This window comes from Rhodoferax sp. (genome assembly GCF_028689295.1).
Classification (GTDB): domain Bacteria; phylum Pseudomonadota; class Gammaproteobacteria; order Burkholderiales; family Burkholderiaceae_C; genus Rhodoferax.
Genome location: NZ_JAQTWL010000001.1, coordinates 69,255 through 89,617 on the forward strand (window position 1 = coordinate 69,255; position 20,363 = coordinate 89,617).

Consider the following 20,363-nt stretch of genomic DNA (forward strand, 5'->3'; position numbering starts at 1 on the left):
GTGGCAAAATGTACCCCTAAATGTACCCCCAACTCGCGAAGGATACCCCCATCATGGCCCTAACTGATGCCCAACTGCGCAACCTGACCGAACCCGGCAAACACTTCGACGGCGGGGGCCTTTATTTAGATTTGACCAAGGCGGGCGGGCGTTACTGGCGGTTGAAGTACAGATTCGGCGGAAAAGAAAAACTCTTAGCCTTTGGGACCTACCCGGCAGTTAGCCTGAAGGCAGCCCGCGACAAAGCCAACGAAGCCCGAAAGACCTTGCTCGACGGCCGCGACCCCGGCGCACAACGCAAGGCCGAAAAAGCCAAGATCGTTCACGAAACCGCGAACACCCTTGAAGCGGTTTCCCGTGACTGGCTGGCGCACCAGGCCGCCCGCTGGGCAACGATCACACACGACCGAATCGAGGCATCCCTCAAGGCGGACATTTTCCCGGCGCTGGGTGCCCGGCCTGTTGCCGGCATCAAGCCCGGCGAAATCATGGCAGCCGTCAAAAAAATCGAAGCCCGTGGCGCTGCTGAACAGGCGGACCGGGTTTTGAAACGGATCAAAGCCGTTTACCGCTGGGCAGTGACCCACGAGCGCATCGAATCAAACCCGATGGTTGACCTGATGCCGTCTGAAATCTTGAAGCCCCGGCACGTCACGCACCGGGCCGCCCTGGCTGATAGCGACCTGCCCGCGTTCCTGGCCAAACTGGCAGCCTACCAAGGCGACCCCAACACGGTTCACGCTTTGCGGCTGTTGATGCTGACAGCAACCCGGCCGGGCGAAACACGCGGGGCACGGTGGGCAGAATTTGACCTTGACGCGGCGCTTTGGATCATCCCGGCAGAGCGCATGAAAATGAAAATCGAGCACCGGGTGCCACTTTCAACCCAAGCCCTTGACGTGCTGCGCACCATGCAAACCCTGAGCGGCGGCCGTGAGCTGGTGTTCCCCAGCCCAACCTACCCCAGCAAGCCCCTGAGCGAAAACACCTTCAATTCAGCCCTGGCAAACATGGGTTTCAAAGGCACGGCAACCGCCCACGGTTTCCGGGCGCTGTTTTCCACGGTGGCCAATGAATGCAACTGGAACCCCGACGCGATAGAACGCCAGCTTGCCCACTTGGAAAAAAACGGCGTGCGGGCTGCCTACCATCGTTCGACCTACCTTGAAGACCGCGCCAAACTGATGCAGTGGTGGGCGAACTACCTTGACGGCCGCAAGACTGGCAAGGTGTTGAAAATGAAAAAGCGGGCCGCCTGATGCCCACTCCCGGCACGCTTTGCCACGTTTCCAGGCTGCTGAATCCTGAAAACACTGGGACACTGAGGACAAACGGCCGAAACCCAGCAACCATGCGGGTTAGCGGCCGAATGGTGACTGCGGACAAAGTGCGGACAAACTGAGGACAAAGTGAGGACACTTTTATATGATGAAAGAATTCATTCAATCATTCATACCCTTTACCCCCTTGCCCTGCCCCCCTTTCCGGGCCGCCCTGGGCTTTGCCGGGCCGCTGCGAGCTTTTGCAAAAATGAGCGCAAAGGGTTTCCCCCTTGGAACCATCCCCGGCGGCGGTGCAGCGCCAGCAAAGGGCGGTTTTCTGTCAATCGAACGCCTGTGGATAACTTTTGCAGCGCCAGCATTCTGCCAACTGCCTAAAAAGTGGGCACAGTGGATAAGGTTTGCAAGTGCATGAAATCATTGAATATTCCCGTTAATGTGCGTAAAGTTGTTCATTTTCTCTACTTCATACGACGGGTGTTATGTTAAATAGTGTGCTTTTTTATACGTATATTGCACATTAACGGGAATAACGCTACACTCCAAACCATGCAAACAAAGGACAAGCAAATGACCCTTGATGAACTGGATACCGCATTGCTGGCGCTGGGCTGGAAGGTAAGCGATTTTTGCCGGGCAACCGGCCTGCACCGAAACACCCCTAGCCGCTGGCGTAATGAAGGTGTTCCGATACCGGAATGGGTGTTCAAGCACTTGACCCTACTACTTGAAATAAAGCGCCTGAGTGCTGCCTATCTGGTCCCGCCGAAAGACAGCGCCAGCAAGGAATAACGCGAACCCCTGGCGCGATCTGACCAGGGCAAAAAGACGGGGCCGGGCAATGGTGACACACTGCCCGACCCCTGACCAATCACAATCACCAAAGGATTGAAAATGGCTGCTGTGGAATCTACACCAAAAACACCCCGCCGGGCACGGCGTGCAAGCCCCAAGGCCAGCGAATGCATTCCCGCCTATGGTGCGGGCGCTGGTGTGCTGTCATTCCGGCACGGGCTGCGAGTGCGTGAGCGCAACGCGATTGATAAGGCGCTGGCCATTGTGGGACGCTGCCTGGCAACGAACCGGGCAACGTTCGCCACGCCTGACGCGGTGAAAACCTACCTTCAGTTGCAAATGTCGGGCGAACAAACCGAACGCTTCGCGGTGCTGTTTTTGGACGTACAAAACCGCTTCATTGCGTTTGAAGTCATGTTCACGGGCACGCTGTCACAAACGAGCGTTTATCCCCGTGAAGTCGTCATGCTTGCCCTGGCGCATGGTGCCACGGCCGTGATACTTGCCCACAATCACCCCAGCGGTTCGGTACAACCCAGCCGGGCCGATCACGACCTAACACAAACCCTAAAACACGCGCTGGCGCTGGTTGATGTGCGGGTGTTGGATCACGTCATAGTTGGCCCCAGTGAAGCCCTGAGCATGGCCGAACGGGGCTTGCTGTAACCTGCAAAAGTTTTGCCACGCCTAGCCCGACGGCTGACCCCCAAGGGCGAAAAGCGGGACACCCACACCGCGCCCCGATCACCTAGCCTGAACTGTTGCCCGGCGTGAGTCGATGGCCAGCGACACCGCTTCGACCACCCGGCGCGTCGTGGTCAGTGTCAAAAGGTGCGAAGCCTCCACCGTGGCACCTCGACCAGGTGCACCCCCCGCATGTTGGAGCGGCGACACCCACACCGCGCCCCGATCACCTAGCCTGAACTGTTGTCCGGCGTGAGTCGATGGCCAGCGACACCGCTTCGACCGCCCGGCGTGTCGTGGTCAGTGTCAACAGGCGCAAAGCCTCCACCGTGGCACCTCGACCAGGTGCACCCCCCGCATGTTGGAGCGGCGACACCCACACCGCGCCCCGATCACCTAGCTTGAACTGTTTCCTTGCGTGAGTTGGTGGGCATAGAAGATCCAAAAAACCACATAAAGGGGTTTTAAGTCACAGAGATTTTTGGGACAGTGTGATCCGGCAAGACCATGAAAGGCCAAGCGAATCCAAGCGAATCCAAGCAATCCAAGTTTGAAAAATATTCCAGCTTTTTTGCTTAAAGACTGGACACCTCCAATTGCATCATACCGAAACCCAAACAAAGGAAACCCATGAAAACCCAAGTAAACACACCCGCACGACCTCCCGAAACCCTGCTACGCCTGCCCGCTGTGGTGGCACGTGTTGGGCTTCAAAAATCCGCGATTTACGAGATGATGAATCGCACCCCGCCCGCGTTCCCGCGTGCCTTAAAAATTTCCCGTAGAGCGGTAGTTTGGCCAGCTTCGACCATAGAACGCTGGATTAGCGAACGCATGGCGGACGCGAAGGGCCAGTCATGAACCACGGTCTTGAACACCTCAAAGAACAGGCTTTGAAAGGCGCTGTGATTCGCTTGCGTTCGGCGGCGACCTTCGCTCGGCTGCACATCAAAAACCCCCTGTTTCAAAAGCGCATGGGCACGGGTAACACTGCCGTTTTGGTGCGGCTGGAATGGCCCGGCGTGTTGTCGGTAATCGACCCTGAAACGGGCGAACTATTGGCGGTGTCTGAACCAGGCCAGCCCGGCGATTTGCGCAAAGCCTTTGTGCCCCCTGTACCTGCCTTGGCTGGTGTTGAAAGTGGTGGCACTTCGCAAGGTGCGATCTGATGGCGCCTCAAAACGATCTACTGGCCGCCAGCCGTGAAGCCCTGGCCAAAAGCCTGCCAACCGTGCTTGAAGCCAATGAGCGCACGTACTTTTTGCGGTTCTCTATCGTCGTGGGTTTCGTTGAAATTTTCGACACCCCGGCACCGAGCTATCCCTTGATTCAGGGGTTTTTTGACTGCCTGCCAACCGCGCCAGATGGTGCTTTGCTTTCGCAAAACCGCACGTACCGAATCACCCCTTTGCCCCTGAAGTCCACTCGTTAATTTTTTAGAAAGAACCATCATGTTTGACTTTTCATTCCTCACGAAATCCATTCAAAAAATCCAAGAGCAACACCGCATCCTGACCGTTGAATATCAGCAAATTCAGACTGAAATTACCCGTGAGAAAAACGCCCGAACCAACCGGAAAGATGTTTTGGCAACCGTTGGCCCCTGGGTCAAAGAATCTGCCTCGAAATTTGCGCCGGCAATGCAAGACCGCTTATTGAATCACTTCAATTTAGGCGAAATCCCGCCCTACAAAGCCGGGTTTTTAGGTGTTGTCCGGCACGAATCCGGCGACGTTGGAATCGGTCAAATGGACAGTGCCCTTTGTGCACTTTTTGGCGACCAAATTGAAAAACTCCTTGTTGAATCAATCGAGCAAATGCCCTGGCCCGAAGAAGGTTTGCCGCGTGCCGAACGGACTGCAAAAATTGATAAATTGACCGCCCGTGCCAAAGATGTTCAAGGGCAAATCCAAGCGCTGCAAAAAAGCGCCGAAGAGGCTGGCATTGAGCTTTGAACTTTCGTGATGACGACCACCATCACCCCCGACTTGATCCGGGTCGCCCTGCAACATGTCCCGGCAAACCTTGCCCGCGATGAATGGGCACGGGTGGGCATGGCGATCAAGTCAGAATTCCCCGATGACACGGGCCGCGAACTGTTCACCGAATGGAGCGCCACAGCGGACGGTTTCGACCCAAAGGCCACGCGTTCAACCTGGCAGAGCATCAAGGCGGGCGGCGGCGTTGGCATCGGCACGCTGTTGCACCTAGCCAAATCAAACGGGTTCACCCTGCCCAAGCCTGACCAAGCGCCAGCAAAACCAGATCCCGCGACCGTGGCACGGCTGGCCAGCGAACGGGCCGCAAACCAAAAGGCCGAACAAGCCCGACAGCAAGCCGCCCACAACCACGCCAGCAACGAAGCCGCGCTACTGTGGCAGGCTGCCAGCGAAACGGGTTCAAGCCCCTACCTGACCCGCAAAGGCGTTCAAGCCTATGGCGTGCGTTTTGCGCCCGATGGCTGCCTGCTGATCCCGATGATTGACGCGCCCGGCGTGCTGTGGAACGCGCAACGCATTGCGCCAGCGAAGCCCAAAGGCGGTGGCCCTGACAAACTGTTTTTGAAGGGTGGCCGCAAATCCGGGCTGTTTCATTGGTGCGGTGAACCGGCGGCGGCATCCGTGCTGCTGGTGGCTGAAGGTTACGCCACGGCTGCCAGCGTGCACCAGGCCACGGGCCGCCCGGTGGCGGTGGCGTTTGACGCGGGCAACCTGCCCCATGTGGCAAAGGCATTGCACCAGGCGCACCCGGCCGCGCTGATCGTGATCTGTGGCGATGATGACACCGACACCCACGCCCGCACTGGCCACAATCCCGGCCGTGACAAGGCCACGGCGGCCGCCCGTGCGGTGGCTGGCCTGGCAGTGTTCCCCGATGGCCTGCCCGCTGGTGCCAGCGACTTCAACGACAAACACGCGGCCGCCGGGCTTGACGCGGTGCGGTTGCAAATCGAGGCCGCCATTCAATCGCACCAGGCGGCAAAAGCGACGGCGCAAACAACGGCGCAAACGGCCGCACAGTCAACGCAAGCCCCAAAGCAAGGCAACCGCACCACCCCGAAGCCAAACAAGGCCAGCGGGCCGAATGCTGGCCAGCCTGGCCACGCCCCCGGCGATGGCGGCCGGGCCTATGAACCCTTCACGGTTGACGCTGAAGGCGTGTGGTTTACGGGTGCTGATTCGGACGGCCGCCGAAAACCGCCCGAATGGATTTGCAGCCCCTTGACCGTGGAAGCCTGCACCCGTGACACGGACGGCGGCGGCTGGGGTTATCTGCTGGGCTTTGCTGATCCGCTGGGGATTCAAAAGACCTGGGCCATGCCCGCCCGGCTGCTGGCCAGCGATGGCGGCGAACTCCGAGCCACGCTGCTGAATTTGGGTTTACGAATCTCGACCACTCCCCGCGCCCGAAACTTGTTGACCCAGTTTCTCCAAACCCGAAACCCTGAAGAATTTGCAGTTTGTAGCGATGTCATCGGGTGGCACGGCCGCGCCTTTGTGCTGCCCCGCGAAACCATTGGGGACAGTGCAGATCGTGTTGTTTTTCAGAGTGCCCACGCTATCGAAAACACGTTCCGAAGCAAGGGCACGCCCGAACAATGGATTGAACGTGTCGGGCTGGCGTGTATTGGGAATTCCCGGCTGGTGTTTGCGGTGGCCTGCGCTTTTGGCGGGCCGCTGCTACGCCCGGCGGGCATGGAAAGCGGCGGGTTTCATATTCATGGCGATGGCAGTTCCGGCAAATCTACCGTTCAAAATGTGACCGCCAGCATCTACGGCGCACCCAGTTTTAAACGCTCTTGGAAAGCGACAGATAACGGGCTTGAAGGTGTTGCAGCCCTGCACAATGACTGCATCTTGATCCTTGACGAAATCTCGCAAGTCGAACCACGCGTGATCGGCGATGTTGTTTACATGCTTGGAAACGGCGAGGGTAAGCAGAGATTAGGCCAAACTGCTTCACTACGCCCACTGCAACGGTGGAAGCTGATTTTTCTTAGCACTGGTGAAAAGAAACTGTCCGACATCATGGCAGAGGCGCAAAAGCGAACCAATGCCGGGCAGGAAACCCGCCTGGCGCACATTCCGGCCGATGCAGGGGCCGGGCTGGGTGTTTTTGAAAACCTGCACAGCGCCCCGAACGGTGCAGCGTTTGCGAAACACTTAAACACGCAAGCCCAAGCGGTTTACGGTGCCACGGGCCGCGCCTGGCTGCAATGGTTGACCGAACACGCGGACACCCTGAAAACCACCATCCGCACCCATGCGGACGCGATAGCCGCCCGCCTGATCCCGCCCAACGCGAGCGGGCAGGTTGAACGGGTGGGGGCACGCTTTGCGCTGGTGGGCGCTGCGGGTGAGCTGGCCACGGCGGCGGGCCTGACAGGCTGGCCAGCGGGGGAAAGCGAACGGGCGGCCGCTGTCTGCTTCAATGCCTGGCGTGCTGCCCGTGGTGGCGATGGCAACGGCGAAATTTTCGCCATGCTGCGACAAGTGCGGCGGTTTCTTGAATTGCACGCTGAAGGCCGCTTTGCCATGTGGCACCGTGGCAGTGATGACCACGCCCCCAAGACCTTGCAACGGGCAGGCGTGCGGCGCATGTTGAACGCGGACGGCGAACCCATCAAGACAAATAACCAATTTGGAACCGAGTACGGCGACCGGATGCCCGCTGCCCTTGGTGAAGGCGTGAGCTTTGAATATTTCATCCTGGCTGAAACGTTCCGGGCTGAAGTGTGCCAAGGCTTTGACTACAAGGCAGTTGCCCGCGTGCTGTTGGATCATGGCTGCCTGACCCCTGACAGCGGCCGTTCGTTTGACTGTAGGGCACGCCTGCCCGGTGTTGGCTTGTCGTGGTGCTACCGGGTAACTCCCGCTATCTTTGATCTTGATTTATGAACGCCTGGCCACTGCCCAACACATACCCAACGTGTGACCGCATAGCCCGCGTGAGCGTGTGCCGGGCCGCGTGTGGGCGGCGGGCGGTAGAACTCTTTTCGCGCTGCAAAAACTGGCTGAATTCAGGCACCAGACACCAGACAAGCCCCCGACTGAACGACGGCGGACGTTATCAAAAATGAGTGTCCCAGTTGTCCCAGTTGCAATATGCCCGACTGGGACAAAAAAACCCAATGAAATCAACGGTGTCCCAGTTGTCCCACTTGTCCCAGTCAAAAAACACACCACCCGAATGAAAATACAAGTCATACCCGCCCCAAATCCCAACTCATTGAAGCGCTGCTGGCCCTGGCAAACCTACCCGGCACCGCTACCCGACGTTCAAAAACTTGCCCACCACGAGGCCGGGCATATCGTTATGTTTGAGTGGCTGGGTTTCAGTGAATCGAATGCCACTATCACCCCGACTGGTGGCCTGGCGTACTTCGGCACCAATCCCGGCCGGGCCACAGTTGGGCCGCTGGATGAATCAAGCGAAATCACAGCAATGGCCGCGAGTCTGTTCCATGGCGGTGTGATCGCCGAATTGATCTTTGCGGGCGGCGTATGGACTGGCCCTTTGTTCTATCCATGGGCATCCGACTATCAACGCGCAAACGATATGCTTCGCGCCGACTTTGGAAACCATTCAAGTGCTGGCCATGCGTTCGCCCAACGGACGGCGCTAAACATCCTGAGCGAGCGGTGGCCACGCGTGCACGAGATAGCCAAACACCTCGTTCGTCATGGCGTTTGGCCTGCATCCACCCTGTGAGTGAGAATCGTTCGCATTCAATAAAAGGTACTCCCAGGGGGTTTCGTACCGGGGGTGAATTCGGCGTCGAGCGCCCGCTATTTCCAGTCCTGCCCTAAGGGGTTATGAAGCCTGACCAAGTGCCGGGCTTGTCACTTGTGCCCCCAGTTATGCCGATTGATGCTCCCAAAAATGGGGGCACATGGCGCGATCCAGTGCAAACGCCTGCATCGTGGCACCACGACCGCCCGGCGTGATCTGGCCAGCGACAGCGCACCAGGTGCGAAGCCCCGGCAGGCGATCTTCACCATTTCACACGTTGGCACGTGTGCCCCATCTTGACTGCCTGGCGTGAACTGGTGGCCAGCACCATGCCCCTGATGTGAGTGGTTTGCCCCGTGTCGTTGCACTGCCCCTGCCATGACCGTGACCACCCGGCACAGTCACACCACCTCGACCCACTGCGCAGCGCCCGGCCTGAGCTGGTGGCCAGCATGAGCGAACCAGGTGCGAAGCCCCGGCCGGCCTGATCTGGCCACTTGTACCCCCATTCACCCCGGTTCATACCCCCAAAAGTGGGGGTATATGGCGTGCTGATTTGAAGCCCTTGCCATTGGTGAAACGGGTATCTTCAAAAATATACCCCCAAATTCAAAAAATCTACCCCCAGATGTACCCCCCGATATTGCTGGAACGTGGCATACTTACCCGAACGCTACCGAACGACAAAACGCGGTTTCCCTAGGGAAAATGAAAAAAGCCGGACGATAAAAAATCGTTCCGGCTTCAAATGTGGTCTCGCCAACAGGAATCGAACCTGTATTTCACGCTTAGGAGGCATGCGCACTATCCGTTGTGCTATGGCGAGAAGGCGTGATTTTAGGCGGTGAATCCACCCGCGGTAGTCCTGATGACACCGCCGGGTTCCTTACTTTGAAAGCGAATCGCGAATCTGCCGCAAAAGCACAATATCCTCCGGCGTGGCCGGTGCTGGCGCAGGTGGCGTTGCTTTCTTCATGCGGTTGATCTGGCGGATCATCAGGAAAATGATGAATGCCAGGATCACAAAGTTCACGGCCACTGTGATGAAGTTTCCATAAGCGAAGAGCGGAACGCCAGCCTTTGTCAACGCTTCATAGGTCATCGGTCCGGCGAAGGCAGCGGGCGGGTCGGAAAGCAGTACAAAGTAGTTGGAAAAATCGAGACCGCCCACGGCCTTGCCAACCAGCGGCATGATGAGATCTTTGACGATTGAATCGACAATTTTGCCGAATGCGGCACCAATGATGACACCGACCGCAAGATCGACCACATTGCCTTTCAAGGCAAACTCTTTGAATTCAGATGTGATACTCATTTGAGCCTTTCGCTAAGTGAAGTGGACAACAGATTTTGTGGTAACTCATCCCAAGCGAAAGCATACACCAGAACCCGGAAGCCACCGGCTGGGCCGTCACTGCGCGCGTATCAGAAAGTGCCCGATCTGCGGATGGCGTGGATTTTCAGTCGTAGCGCCGAGTCCAGATCAAATCCATTGCGCTTTGCTCGCCGGTCCGGGCGCGCAATGTGAGGTTTCTGGTCAAGTCATAAAAGATGGTGAAGACGCCCATGGTGCCAGCCAGGCCGCTCTCATATGCCACGTAAAAGTCGTTGCTGAGCCGTTTGCCCAGGGTAACAGTGGCGCCAGCGGCGCTGTCGTCACCCCCATTGCCTTTCAAGCTCAACTCATCCAGGCCCAGGCTCTCCATCAGACTTGTGCTCGGCCCCTTGCCCTTGCCACCGAGCAAGGCCAGCGCCGCCTGCTGTAGCAGGGCGGCCTCGCCACCGCTGCCACTGGCTGAGCGGCCCAGCACCAACCAGGCCAGCTTTTCGGCCTCCGGCAATTCGGGTTCGGCATAGAGCCGAATGACCGGCGACAGCGCCGTGCCGCTCACCTGGACGCCCACGCGCTGGGCGAGTTTGGGACGAATCGCCAGAATGTCGAGCATCGGGTTATCGAACGCGCCGACAAAGTGCAGCACGCCTTGCTCGATGTCCAGGCGCTGGCCATACGCGCGGAAAGTGCCGCGCACCGTGCGAACGGTGCCGGTCAGGTTGGGCGGCTCGTTGTCGATGGCATGCAGCGACAACTCGCCTGCCAGGCGTGTGTCGAGGCCACGGCCGCGCAACTGAAAGTCTTGCCCAAGATCAAGCGTGACCAGCAGGTCGGAAACAAGGCGGGGCGAACCAGCTGTGCCGGTCTTTTTTGCCGGCACGACCTGTGGCTGCGCGGTCGCCGTGCTGGGCAGGCCCCGCACAACCACGTCATCGCCCAGCTGCGGGGCGCTGTCGTCGGGCAAGGTGATCAGGGCTTGGTCGGCGGCAAGCGCGCCGCGCAGGGTCAGGCGCGCATCCTTCAGTTGCGCGGAAACCTTGCCCGATACCACCACGCGCCGGTCGGAACGGCTGCTCAGGCGCAGGGCCTTGGCCTGCACCTCGAAAGCCATCGACAGGTGCGACAAAAAATCGGCTTCGGTGTTGCCGGGCAGCCAGAAGATCGACCCGCTCGTGACCAGTTGATCGCTTCCGCTGCCCTTGCCGCTTGATGCCCCCTGCAGGGTGAAATCCTCGATGTCGATCTGCTGCCCGTGCAGCCGGGCGTTCAGGGTCCCTTGGCTGAAATCAATGCCGTCCACCACCGAGCGCAGCGCCAGGTCGCGCGCCTGCAGGCGACCCGACCATTCGGGCAGATCCAGCGTTCCGCTAAGGGTGATGTCGGCATCCATGGTGCCGCGCAGACGCCAGCCGGGCGGTGCCAGCGCCGACCAGGCATCGACCGGCGGCATCTGAATCTTCAGGCTGCCGCCAATCGGCACATTCCCGGCCAGGGTCCAGCCCTGCGCCTGCGGTGCAAGCCGGGTGCTGAATGCCGCCAGCGCCTTGCCAGCTCGCGCGCTGTCCCAGCGCAGGCTGCTCGACAAGTAGCCATCGTCCAGATTGACTTCGAGCCGGGCCTCGCGCATCTCGGCCGGCAGGTCTTGCTGGAGGCTGTCGGCTGCATGCACGCGCAAGTCACCCGAGCTGCGCTCGAGCATTACGCTCAGGTGCAGGGCATCGGTCTGCTTGGCATCCCAACTCCCGCTCAAAATCAGGTCGCTGCTCAGACCCAGATCGGCCAGCGTCTTGCTGCTGATGGCATCCAGCCAGGCCAGCGGCAGGTTGATGATCTGGCCCCGGCTTTGCCATTGGGCTGGGGATGGCGTTGCTGCAGCTGTTTTGACGTGGCGCCGGGTCCACGCGACAGGCTCCCAGCTCAGGATGGCCTCACCCTTCTGCGGGCCAAGCAGCCGGGCGCTGCCCGCCGACACGGTCAGCGTGTTGCCCAAACCAGTGGACAGCCAGTCCAGCAGGATGCCTTGGCTGGACGCAGTGCCAGTTTGCAGCGACCATTGGCCGGGGCGGGCGCTGTCCTGGGCAGTGAGTTCGAGCTGGCTCAAGCGGCCTTGCCACTGGCCGGTCTGGCGCAGTCCGCCGCTGGCCTGTGCTTGCCAGTCGATTTGCCGGGTGCCGAGGTCAGCCCGGCCCCGGGTGCTGAATTCGAGCGCGGGCAGGGTGCCGGACAGTGTCACTTGCAGGTCCCGCAGACGCCCATCAACGGGCGCGCTAGCCTGTACAGCCTGACTGCTTTGGCTGTTGCGCCAGCCGAGTTGTGGTGCGCGCAAGCTGGCATCGATGCGCAGGGCGCGGCCCTGCTGCTGCCAGCCGCCCTGCCAGCGGGCTTCCAGCCGGGAACTGCCTTGCAAGCGGCGGCCTTGCAGCGCCGAGTCAACAGCAGGCCAGCGCTTGAGCCACTGGCTGGCAAGCGTGGCATCGCTGAGGTCGAGCGTCAGCGTGCCTTGTCCGTCGTTGCGTGCCAGTTGGCCGTCGATCGCGCCCTGCAAGCCGGGCAAGCTCATCGCCAGGTGACCGTCGGCAGCCTGGGTGTTGAGGTTGTAGGCCAACTGGCCTTCAACATGGGCGTCCAGCGCGTCGATGCGCAACTGCGTGAACGTCAATATGGGGGCCGCCCACACGCCTTCAGCCTGCAGGCTCTGGAGTTGCAGGGTTTGCAGGCTGTCAGGCGGCGGGCTCGATTGGCGCAGCTTGCCTTGCTTGGGCGCGTCTGCCAGTCGCGCGCTGAAACTCAGGCCTTGGGGCGTTTGCGTGGCTTTTAGCTCACCCGCCATGGCGGCGCTGGCCAAGCGCGAGTCAAGGGCCGCCGGGTTGATGCGGTGCAGGCTGGCCTGGCCCTGCCACTGGCCGGCCTGGTATTGGCCCGCGCCGGCGATGCTGCCGCCAGCGCCGGTGGCCTGCACGGCTTGCAGCGTCCACTGGGCCTGCTCAAAAGTGACATCGGCCTGCAAGCTGTCGAGTGGCAGTCGTTGCTGGTTCCACGGGCCGGCCAGGGCGTTGGCCAGCTTGACCTTGCCCTGCCAGCCCTGGCCTGCAGGGGCTACGCTGGCTTCTCCACTGAGCTGTGTTTGCGGTGCTTGAGTCCAAAGCGCGGCCAGATTCAATGCCTGCCAGCGGGCGTTCGCCTGAGTCAGCGGCTGGGCTTGCCAGGGGGCAATTTGCGCCGATACATCCGCTTGCATGGCTTCAGATTGACTGCCTCGCGAGGCCGGACCAGCGGCTCTTTCGGGCTTCAAACTTGCCGTTAGCGTCAGCGTGGCATCAGGGCTGGCCAGCGCACCCGTGAGTTGCGCATCGGCTGCGACCGTCAAGGGCTGCTGACTGGACGCCAGGGTGGTCTGCACCACGCCATGAAGCTGCAGCTTCAGCGCCATCGGCGCCACGGCCTGGAGTTCAGTGTCGATTTGGTAGCTCCCCGATGCCATCCGCAGCTGGCCTTTTTCCAGGCGATGCAGATCGTTCTCAAAAATGTAGTGACCGCTGACCTCCGAGGCTTGCAGCGGCACGGCGCCGGTGGTGCGGAGGCTGGCCACCGCGAACGGCACATCCACCGTGATCGGCAGCCGCAGGCTATCGGGCGCCGTGAGTGGTGCCGTGCTGGACTGGCTGCGCTGGTCATCAATGAGCAATGATCCGACGCTGAGTTCGCTCAAGCGCAGCTGCTTGTTGAACATCGGCGCCAGTGTCCAGGCCACACCGATGTCGTTGGCTTCCACGCTGAGCTCGCCCTGGCGCCAGCGCAACCAGTCAATATGGCCGCCGGTGCGCAGCGAGCCCTGCACGCCTTTGGCCTCCAGCGTTTGCCCGGCCGGCAGAAAACGCTGCAGCCGCATCAACAGGGTGGCCAGCGAGCTGTCACTTCCGGTCCACAGCCACAACGCTCCCGTGAGCGCCATCAGGGCGATCAGTGCAGCGATCAGAAGTTTCAGGCTCAGGCGCAGGGCGTTCATCGGTGCAACAGTTCGTCAGAAAGTGAAACCCAGGTTCAGGTGCAGGCGCAAGCGCTCTGTATCGATACCGTAGGCCAGGTCAACTTGCAGTGGGCCCACCGGGCTTTTCCAGCGCGCACCGACCCCCACGCCCACTTGGGCTGTGAGATCAGATGGCTTGTTGGCGACGGCGCCCGCATCGACAAACACGGTGCCTTCCCAGTCGCTCAGGTTGCCGTTGATGCGGATGGGGCGTTGCCACTCGATGCTGCCGGTGGCCAGGTAGCGGCCTGCCTCGACGCTGCCATCGGCCAGCGCGACACCGATGTCGTTCAGGCCGTAGCCACGCACGCTGTTGTCGCCACCAGCCAAAAAAAGCTGGGTGCTGGGCAGGCTGATGCCCTCCCTGGCGATGACGGCGCCGGCCGAGGCCCGCATCGAGAAGCGGCCCGCTTGACTGTTGCCAAGCGGCAAAAAGCCCTGCCAGCGCGTCAGCAGGCGCGAGTACACCTGGTGCTGATCGCCCAGCGTGGTGCCGCCACCCATTTCCGCGCCCCAGCCCCAGCCAGCCGAGGGAAACGGCAGGGTGTCGTAGTAACGCACGGCAAAGGCATAGTTGGCGCTAAGGGATTGGGCAATCTCGGACTGGTTGGTGATTGGGTCGGAGGCGTCGGAACGGTCGTATTGCACATACATGTTGCGATCGATGCGCTGGCTGCGCTGGTTGCGCCCGCCGCGCAACTGCTGGCTGGTGACATTCTGGGTGCCCAGCAACTGGTCTTCCAGCAGCGCAGAAATCGCCCAACGCCAGTTGGCCGCGTCTGGCGGCGAGGTCAGTTCAGAGCCGATTGAGCTGTCGTCGCGCTGTAGCAGCAATTTGCTCACTGCGCGCCAGCCAATGCCGGGGACCTTGTGGTGGGTGTGCTCCGCCGACAGGCGCGCCCCGCTGTCGGTGCTGGCGCCGATGCCGAGCACCAGCTTTTGCCGCCGTGCTTCGCGCAGGTTCACCAGCAGCGGGGCTGACTCGGTGCTGGCGCTGGTGTCGAGCGTGATGAACGCCGAGTCAAAGTAGCCGCTGTCGGTGAGGCGCTGCTGGGCCGCCACCAGTTCGGCCTGGCTGTACTCGGCGCCCGGACTCAGGCGGGCCAGTCGCTGCACCAGCTCGGTGTCATAGTTTTTCAAACCCTGAATGACCAGATCGCCCTGGCGATACAGGCGGCCCGAATCGAGCGTGATCTGCAACTGCGCCTGGCCGGTTTCGGGGTCGATGTCGGCCAGCGAGCTGCTGATACGCCCGGTCGGATAGCGCTGGGTGGTGAGTTGGCGCAGCGCCTGCTGTTTGGCGGCATCCCAGGCGTTTTGGGTGAATCGGCTGCCGGCGCGCAGCGACCAACTGGCCTGGATCTGCGCGCGTTGGGCTGCTGCCGCCTCGTCGCTGGCGATGGCGCCAGTGAACGCGATGCTGACTTGCTGGATGCGCGTGGCTTCGCCTGGATTGACGATGATTTTGACCACCGGCCAGGGCGTGTCAGCGCTGGCGGCCTGGCGCGCCATGGTGATCTCCGGGGAAAAATAGCCCAGCGTGCCGATCAGTTGGCGCGCATCCTGATCGGCCTGTCGCATCAGGCGCGACAGCTCGTCATCGCTCAGGTCGGTGAGTTCGCGATAGCGCTGCAACTCCAGGTGGCGTGTCAGCAGTTCCTGAATGTCATCGGGCGCCTGGATGTTGATCACAAAGGCGGCTCTGGGCTGCGCCGTGCCTGGCGCTGGCGTGACAGCCTGCTGGGCCATGACCCAGGGCAAGACACCGAGCAGGACGACCGCCAGTAAGTAGCGTTTCATTTGCTCAGCAGCCGCATGGTGTCTTCGAGCCCCTTGAGAGTGAGCGGGAACATGCGCTGTTGCACGAGTTGCTGCACCAGGCTGATGCTCTGGCGGTATTGCCACACGCCTTGCGGTTCGGGGTTGATCCAGGCAAACCGGGGGAAGGCACTGGTCAGGCGCCCGAGCCATTCGACACCGGTTTCCTCGTTGTTGTATTCGACGCTGCCGCCAGGCTGCAAGATCTCGTAGGGGCTCATGGTGGCGTCGCCAATGAAGATCAGCTTGTAGTCCTTGTTGTACTTGCGGATGATGTCCCAGGTGGCAAACTTTTCGGCATAACGGCGCCGGTTGTTTTTCCACATGAAGTCATAGACGCAGTTGTGAAAATAATAGAACTCCAGGTGCTTGAACTCCGACTTGGCGGCCGAAAACATATCCTCGACCCGCGCAATGTGTTCGTCCATGGTGCCACCCACGTCCATCAGCAACAGCACCTTGACGTTGTTGTGGCGCTCGGGAATCATCTTGATGTCGAGCCAGCCGGCGTTGGCGGCGGTGGCACGGATGGTGTCTGGCAGGTCGAGCTCTTCGACATGGCCTTCGCGGGCAAACTTGCGCAAGCGGCGCAGCGCCACCTTGATGTTGCGCGTGCCCAACTCCTGGGTATCGTCGTAGTCCTTGTAGGCGCGCTGTTCCCACACCTTGACTGCGCTTTTGTTTTTGCCGGCACCGCCGATGCGCACGCCCTGCGGGTTGTAGCCGCCATGACCAAAGGGCGACGTGCCGCCCGTGCCGATCCACTTTGAGCCGCCCTCATGGCGCTCTTTTTGTTCTTCCAGACGCTTCTTCAAGGTTTCCATGAGCTCGTCCCAGCCCATCTTTTCGATCGCCGCTTTTTCTTCGGGGCTGAGGTTAAGTTCGAGCGTTTTCTTGAGCCAGTCCAGCGGAATGTCCTGGGTGAAATCGGTCACCAGCTCAATCCCCTTGAAATAGGTGGCAAAGGCACGGTCGAACTTGTCGTAATGCTTTTCGTCCTTGACCAGTGTGGCGCGGGAAAGAAAATAAAAGTCGTCAATTTTGTAGCCGCTGGGTGCCGCTGAGTCGTCGTCGGGCTGTGCTGTTTTGGGCCCGACCACGCCAAGCTTCAAGGCTTCGAGCAGGGTCAGGAATTCCTTGACCGAGACCGGCAGTTTGGCGGCGCGCAGGGTGTAAAAAAAGTCGATCAGCATGGTATTGAGACAAGGGGCTCAGAGCCAGTTTTCGACCCGCAGCCCCTGGACGCGCGAGAACTCGCGCACGTTGTCGGTGACCAGCACAAGCTTATGGTGCAGGGCTTCGGCGGCAATCCAGGTGTCGTTGGGGCCAATCGGGGTGCCTGCGGCTTCGAGCTGCGCGCGCAGCTGACCGTAGCTGTCAGAGACGCGGCTGGTGATGGAGAGCACTTCCGAATGCAGGCGGATGGTGTCAATGACCGTCAGCCGCCTGGGCGTTCGGTCACCTTTGTAATAGCCCAGCTGCAATTCACCCAGCACGATGGGCGACAGGGCGATGCGACCCCGTTCCAATGCTTCAAAGCGTTTGATCAGCGCTGCACTGGAGCGACGAATCAGCGCGCTCCAGATGTTGGTGTCCAGAAGGTAGCGGTCGGTGGTGTTTGTCATGGAAGTCACCATGCTTCGACTGGCTCTGCCGGGCCTTCGTCGCTGATGTCAGGCCAGTCTTCCACGACGGGCAGCTTGTCCAAAAACTCTTTCATGGTTTGTGGTGCTTCACGCAACACAATTTCGTCACCCCGGCGTTCGATGGTGACGCGTTTGCATTTGAGTTGAAAACCCTTGGGCAGGCGCACGGCCTGGCTGTTGCCCGACATGAAAACGGCGGCGGTGGTGGTCATGGTGCGCTCCTGGGATTGCAATATACAAATTGTATATGGTGACTAATTTTTGTGCACGGCTGCAAGACAGGATGCGAGACAGGCGATTAACGGGATTTGTCCAGCAGGTACAGTAAGTGCGCCTTGACCTCGGGCCATTCGCCGCTTCGCAGGCTGTACATCACGGTGTCGCGGATGGTGCCGTCGCGGCGCAGCGCATGGCCGCGAATGACACCGTCTTTTTTGGCACCCAGGCGCTCGATGGCTGCCTGCGATGCAAAGTTGAAGTTGTCAGTGCGCCAGCCCACCACACGGCAGCCCAGCACCTCGAACGCGTGCGTCATCATGAGCAGCTTGCAGGTGCTGTTGACATGGCTGCGCTGCGCGCTTTTGGCATACCAGGTGTAGCCAATCTCGACGCGTTTCACGGCGGGAAGAATGTCGTGAAAACTGGTGCTGCCCAGCACTTTTCCTGAGTCGGTTTCTGTGACACAGAAGGCAAAGCGGTTACCGGCCTCGCGCATGGCCAGCGCGTCTTCGATGTATTGGCGGGTTTGCTCAGGCTCGGGCACCGATGTGACGCGGATGGTCCATAGCTCACCATCGGCTGCTGCAGCGCGCAGACCAGCTTCGTGGTCAAGGGACAGCGGCAGCAGTGTGATACCACGCGCGTTCAGGGTAGTGGGTTGAATAAAAGCCATGGGTCTCTCCTCGGGTTCAGCGGTTGCGGCTCTGCATGAACACCAGTTTTTCAAACAGCGTCACGTCCTGCTCGTTTTTCAGCAGCGCGCCCACCAGCGGCGGCACGGCCACCTTGTCATCCTGGGTTTGCAGGGCGGACAGGGGAATGTCTTGCGCCATCAGCAGCTTGAGCCAATCGAGCAGCTCGCTGGTGGAGGGTTTCTTTTTCAGGCCCGGCAGGTTGCGCACGTCAAAAAACGTCTTCATGGCGGCACTCAGAAGTTCGGCCTTGAGACCCGGAAAGTGCACATCCACAATCTGCTTCATGGTGGCCGCGTCGGGGAACTTGATGTAGTGAAAAAAGCAGCGCCGCAAAAAGGCGTCGGGCAGTTCCTTTTCATTGTTGGACGTGATGAAGACCAGCGGCCGGTGCTTGGCCCGGATCAGCTCCCGTGTTTCATAGCAGTAGAACTCCATGCGGTCGATTTCACGCAGCAGGTCGTTGGGGAACTCGATGTCGGCCTTGTCGATTTCATCAATCAAGAGCGCCACCGGCTCGTCGGCGGTAAAGGCTTGCCACAGCACGCCCTTGACGATGTAGTTGTGGATGTTCTTGACGCGCTCGCCGCCATCGACATCGGCCAACTGCGAGTCGCGCAGGCGGCTCACCGCGTCGTATTCGTACAGGCCCTGCTGCGCCTTGGTGGTGCTTTTGATGTGCCATTGCAGCAAGGGCAAATGGAGCGCGCTGGCCACTTCTTCGGCCAGCATGGTTTTGCCGGTGCCGGGCTCGCCCTTGACCAGCAGCGGGCGCTGCAGCGTGATGGACGCGTTGACCGACAGCATCAGGTCGTCGGTGGCGATGTAGCTTTGGGTGCCTTGGAATTTCATGGTGATGGTCTGGAAAATGGGAGGTCAGGGGGCTTTGCAGCTTTAATTTTTTGGCGGTTCAGGGGTAAATATCGGGTTTACGCCATACGGAGAGGGTTCGCTGACTTTCTATAATTCGTTTGATCTTTATCAATTCAACAAATGTCTTTTACAGATTGTCTTAGCAAAATGAACAAATTTCTGTTGACCGTGTCGGCCTTGGCTTTGAGCTTTGCAAGCACCTTGAGCGCACATGCGCAAGACATCCATGGCGATGCGACAGCAGGCTCCAAAAAAAATGCGCTGTGTATCGGCTGTCATGGCATCAAAGGCTACCACATCGGGTTTCCCGAGGTGCACCAGGTGCCCAAAATTTCAGGCCAGGGTGCGGGCTATATCCGGGCGGCCCTGCATGCGTACAAGGCAGGGGAGCGCAAACATCCGTCCATGCGCACGCTGGCCGCCAGCCTGAGCGACCAGGACATTGCCGACCTGGCGGCCTACTACTCGTCAAATGGCCTCGGCGTCAGCTTGCCCGCCACTGCGGCCGAAGGCCCGGCCAAAGCGGCTGAACTGGTCACCAAAGGCGGCTGCACCTCATGCCATGGTCCTAATTTCAGCAAACCCATTGATCCGTCCTACCCCAAAATTGCGGGCCAGCACGCTGACTATCTGTATGTGGCGCTACGCTCTTACAAAACCAACGACAAGCCGCTCATCGGCCGCGGCCACCCGATCATGGGTGGCATTGCCAAGCAGTTTTCCAATGCCGATCTGAAAGTGCTGGCCGATTACGTGGGCAGCCTGCCCAGCGAGCTGCAAACGGTGCAGCGCGCACGCATCAAATAATCAGCTTCAGTCGCGTGTGGCGTGGCGCTGCACGCTGGCCACATAACTCTGGCCGTCGGGCGGCTGGCCGCTCTGCTGGCTGTCCCAGAGCATCTGCCCCAAAGACTCCATGACCACGTGGTGCGCGTCATGCAGCGAATCGAGCCGGTGGGTGAGCAATTCCACGGCTTGCCGGATGCCACGCGGCTGGTCGATGCTGCACTGTTCGGTGATCGACAAGTGCATCGACAAATGTAAAAAACAACTGGTCTGGCCGTCTTCTGGCTGATCCATGGCGGCCAGCGCGGCCTGCACATTGGCAAGCTCGGCGTGGTATTCGGGGTGCTCGTCGATCCACAGGCTGGCGATGGTCTCGATCGCCTCCATGGCCTGACCCGATTGGGACTTGGCATAAACAGCGCAAAAAAATCTGCGAACGTCGGCTTTGGATGGGGTGAACATGATGACGCGAATTGT

At 60.1% G+C, this 20,363-nt stretch carries 19 protein-coding genes, 1 tRNA gene and 1 pseudogene; 11 read left to right on the forward strand and 10 right to left on the reverse strand.

Going from position 1 to position 20,363, the window contains the following annotated elements; translation table 11 throughout:
• Positions 1 to 53: 53 nt before the first annotated feature.
• The 10 genes and pseudogenes from PHF15_RS00385 (at position 54) to PHF15_RS00430 (ending at position 8,471) form a co-directional block, all read left to right on the forward strand.
• Positions 54 to 1,259 (forward strand): integrase arm-type DNA-binding domain-containing protein, encoded by a 1,206-nt coding sequence (locus PHF15_RS00385; protein ID WP_300117795.1) that lies wholly within the window; start codon positions 54 to 56, stop codon positions 1,257 to 1,259.
• Between the two features lie 166 nt (positions 1,260 to 1,425).
• Positions 1,426 to 1,695, forward strand: coding sequence for a hypothetical protein (locus tag PHF15_RS00390; protein ID WP_300117797.1), 270 nt, complete (start codon positions 1,426 to 1,428; stop codon positions 1,693 to 1,695).
• Between the two features lie 134 nt (positions 1,696 to 1,829).
• Positions 1,830 to 2,072: a hypothetical protein gene (locus PHF15_RS00395; protein WP_300117799.1), complete on the forward strand. Its 243-nt coding sequence runs from the start codon at positions 1,830 to 1,832 to the stop codon at positions 2,070 to 2,072.
• A 294-nt stretch (positions 2,073 to 2,366) separates the two neighbouring features.
• Positions 2,367 to 2,741 (forward strand): annotated as a pseudogene (gene radC, locus PHF15_RS00400) (DNA repair protein RadC); the annotation flags it as partial.
• Between the two features lie 648 nt (positions 2,742 to 3,389).
• Positions 3,390 to 3,620 carry an AlpA family phage regulatory protein gene (locus PHF15_RS00405; protein ID WP_300117801.1) on the forward strand — a complete coding sequence of 77 codons (231 nt, stop codon included), beginning with the start codon at positions 3,390 to 3,392 and terminating at the stop codon, positions 3,618 to 3,620.
• Positions 3,617 to 3,928, forward strand: a complete 312-nt coding sequence (locus tag PHF15_RS00410) for a hypothetical protein (protein ID WP_300117803.1) — start codon at positions 3,617 to 3,619, stop codon at positions 3,926 to 3,928. The genes PHF15_RS00405 and PHF15_RS00410 overlap by 4 nt, the downstream gene beginning before the upstream one ends.
• Positions 3,928 to 4,191: a hypothetical protein gene (locus tag PHF15_RS00415; RefSeq protein ID WP_300117805.1), complete on the forward strand. Its 264-nt coding sequence runs from the start codon at positions 3,928 to 3,930 to the stop codon at positions 4,189 to 4,191. Before PHF15_RS00410 ends, PHF15_RS00415 begins: the two co-directional genes overlap by 1 nt.
• Positions 4,192 to 4,210: 19 nt before the next feature.
• Positions 4,211 to 4,714, forward strand: a complete 504-nt coding sequence (locus tag PHF15_RS00420; protein ID WP_300117807.1) for a hypothetical protein — start codon at positions 4,211 to 4,213, stop codon at positions 4,712 to 4,714.
• Positions 4,715 to 4,723: 9 nt separating this feature from the next.
• Positions 4,724 to 7,657, forward strand: coding sequence for a DUF927 domain-containing protein (locus PHF15_RS00425; protein WP_300117809.1), 2,934 nt, complete (start codon positions 4,724 to 4,726; stop codon positions 7,655 to 7,657).
• A gap of 292 nt (positions 7,658 to 7,949) precedes the next feature.
• Complete coding sequence (locus PHF15_RS00430; protein WP_300117811.1) at positions 7,950 to 8,471, forward strand: hypothetical protein; 522 nt, start codon at positions 7,950 to 7,952, stop codon at positions 8,469 to 8,471.
• Positions 8,472 to 9,243: 772 nt separating this feature from the next.
• Here PHF15_RS00430 and PHF15_RS00435 read toward each other — a convergent pair.
• The 9 genes from PHF15_RS00435 to PHF15_RS00475 form a co-directional block, all read right to left on the reverse strand.
• Positions 9,244 to 9,318, reverse strand: a tRNA-Arg gene (locus PHF15_RS00435).
• A 60-nt stretch (positions 9,319 to 9,378) separates the two neighbouring features.
• The gene (gene mscL / locus PHF15_RS00440; protein ID WP_300117813.1) at positions 9,379 to 9,807 is read right to left on the reverse strand and encodes a large conductance mechanosensitive channel protein MscL; all 429 of its coding nucleotides are present in this window, start codon (positions 9,805 to 9,807) and stop codon (positions 9,379 to 9,381) included.
• 145 nt (positions 9,808 to 9,952) lie between these two features.
• Complete coding sequence (locus PHF15_RS00445) at positions 9,953 to 13,831, reverse strand: translocation/assembly module TamB domain-containing protein (protein ID WP_300117815.1); 3,879 nt, start codon at positions 13,829 to 13,831, stop codon at positions 9,953 to 9,955.
• A 15-nt stretch (positions 13,832 to 13,846) separates the two neighbouring features.
• Positions 13,847 to 15,652 (reverse strand): BamA/TamA family outer membrane protein, encoded by a 1,806-nt coding sequence (locus PHF15_RS00450; protein ID WP_300117818.1) that lies wholly within the window; start codon positions 15,650 to 15,652, stop codon positions 13,847 to 13,849.
• On the reverse strand, positions 15,649 to 16,863 hold the full coding sequence (locus tag PHF15_RS00455; RefSeq protein ID WP_300117820.1) for a VWA domain-containing protein: 1,215 nt from the start codon (positions 16,861 to 16,863) through the stop codon (positions 15,649 to 15,651). The genes PHF15_RS00450 and PHF15_RS00455 overlap by 4 nt, the downstream gene beginning before the upstream one ends.
• A gap of 18 nt (positions 16,864 to 16,881) precedes the next feature.
• A complete protein-coding gene (locus tag PHF15_RS00460; RefSeq protein ID WP_300117822.1) occupies positions 16,882 to 17,295 on the reverse strand; it encodes a PIN domain-containing protein in 414 nt (137 codons plus the stop codon).
• A 5-nt stretch (positions 17,296 to 17,300) separates the two neighbouring features.
• A complete protein-coding gene (locus PHF15_RS00465) occupies positions 17,301 to 17,528 on the reverse strand; it encodes an AbrB/MazE/SpoVT family DNA-binding domain-containing protein (RefSeq protein ID WP_300117824.1) in 228 nt (75 codons plus the stop codon).
• Between the two features lie 86 nt (positions 17,529 to 17,614).
• The gene (locus tag PHF15_RS00470) at positions 17,615 to 18,208 is read right to left on the reverse strand and encodes a GNAT family protein (protein ID WP_300117826.1); all 594 of its coding nucleotides are present in this window, start codon (positions 18,206 to 18,208) and stop codon (positions 17,615 to 17,617) included.
• Between the two features lie 16 nt (positions 18,209 to 18,224).
• Positions 18,225 to 19,079, reverse strand: coding sequence for a MoxR family ATPase (locus PHF15_RS00475; protein WP_300117828.1), 855 nt, complete (start codon positions 19,077 to 19,079; stop codon positions 18,225 to 18,227).
• Between the two features lie 168 nt (positions 19,080 to 19,247).
• Here PHF15_RS00475 and PHF15_RS00480 point away from each other — a divergent pair, with 168 nt between their 5' ends.
• Positions 19,248 to 19,907 carry a c-type cytochrome gene (locus PHF15_RS00480; RefSeq protein ID WP_300117830.1) on the forward strand — a complete coding sequence of 220 codons (660 nt, stop codon included), beginning with the start codon at positions 19,248 to 19,250 and terminating at the stop codon, positions 19,905 to 19,907.
• Positions 19,908 to 19,913: 6 nt separating this feature from the next.
• On the opposite strand, the gene PHF15_RS00485 is transcribed toward PHF15_RS00480, so the two are convergent.
• Positions 19,914 to 20,348, reverse strand: a complete 435-nt coding sequence (locus PHF15_RS00485; RefSeq protein WP_300117832.1) for a DUF1841 family protein — start codon at positions 20,346 to 20,348, stop codon at positions 19,914 to 19,916.
• Positions 20,349 to 20,363: the final 15 nt, after the last annotated feature.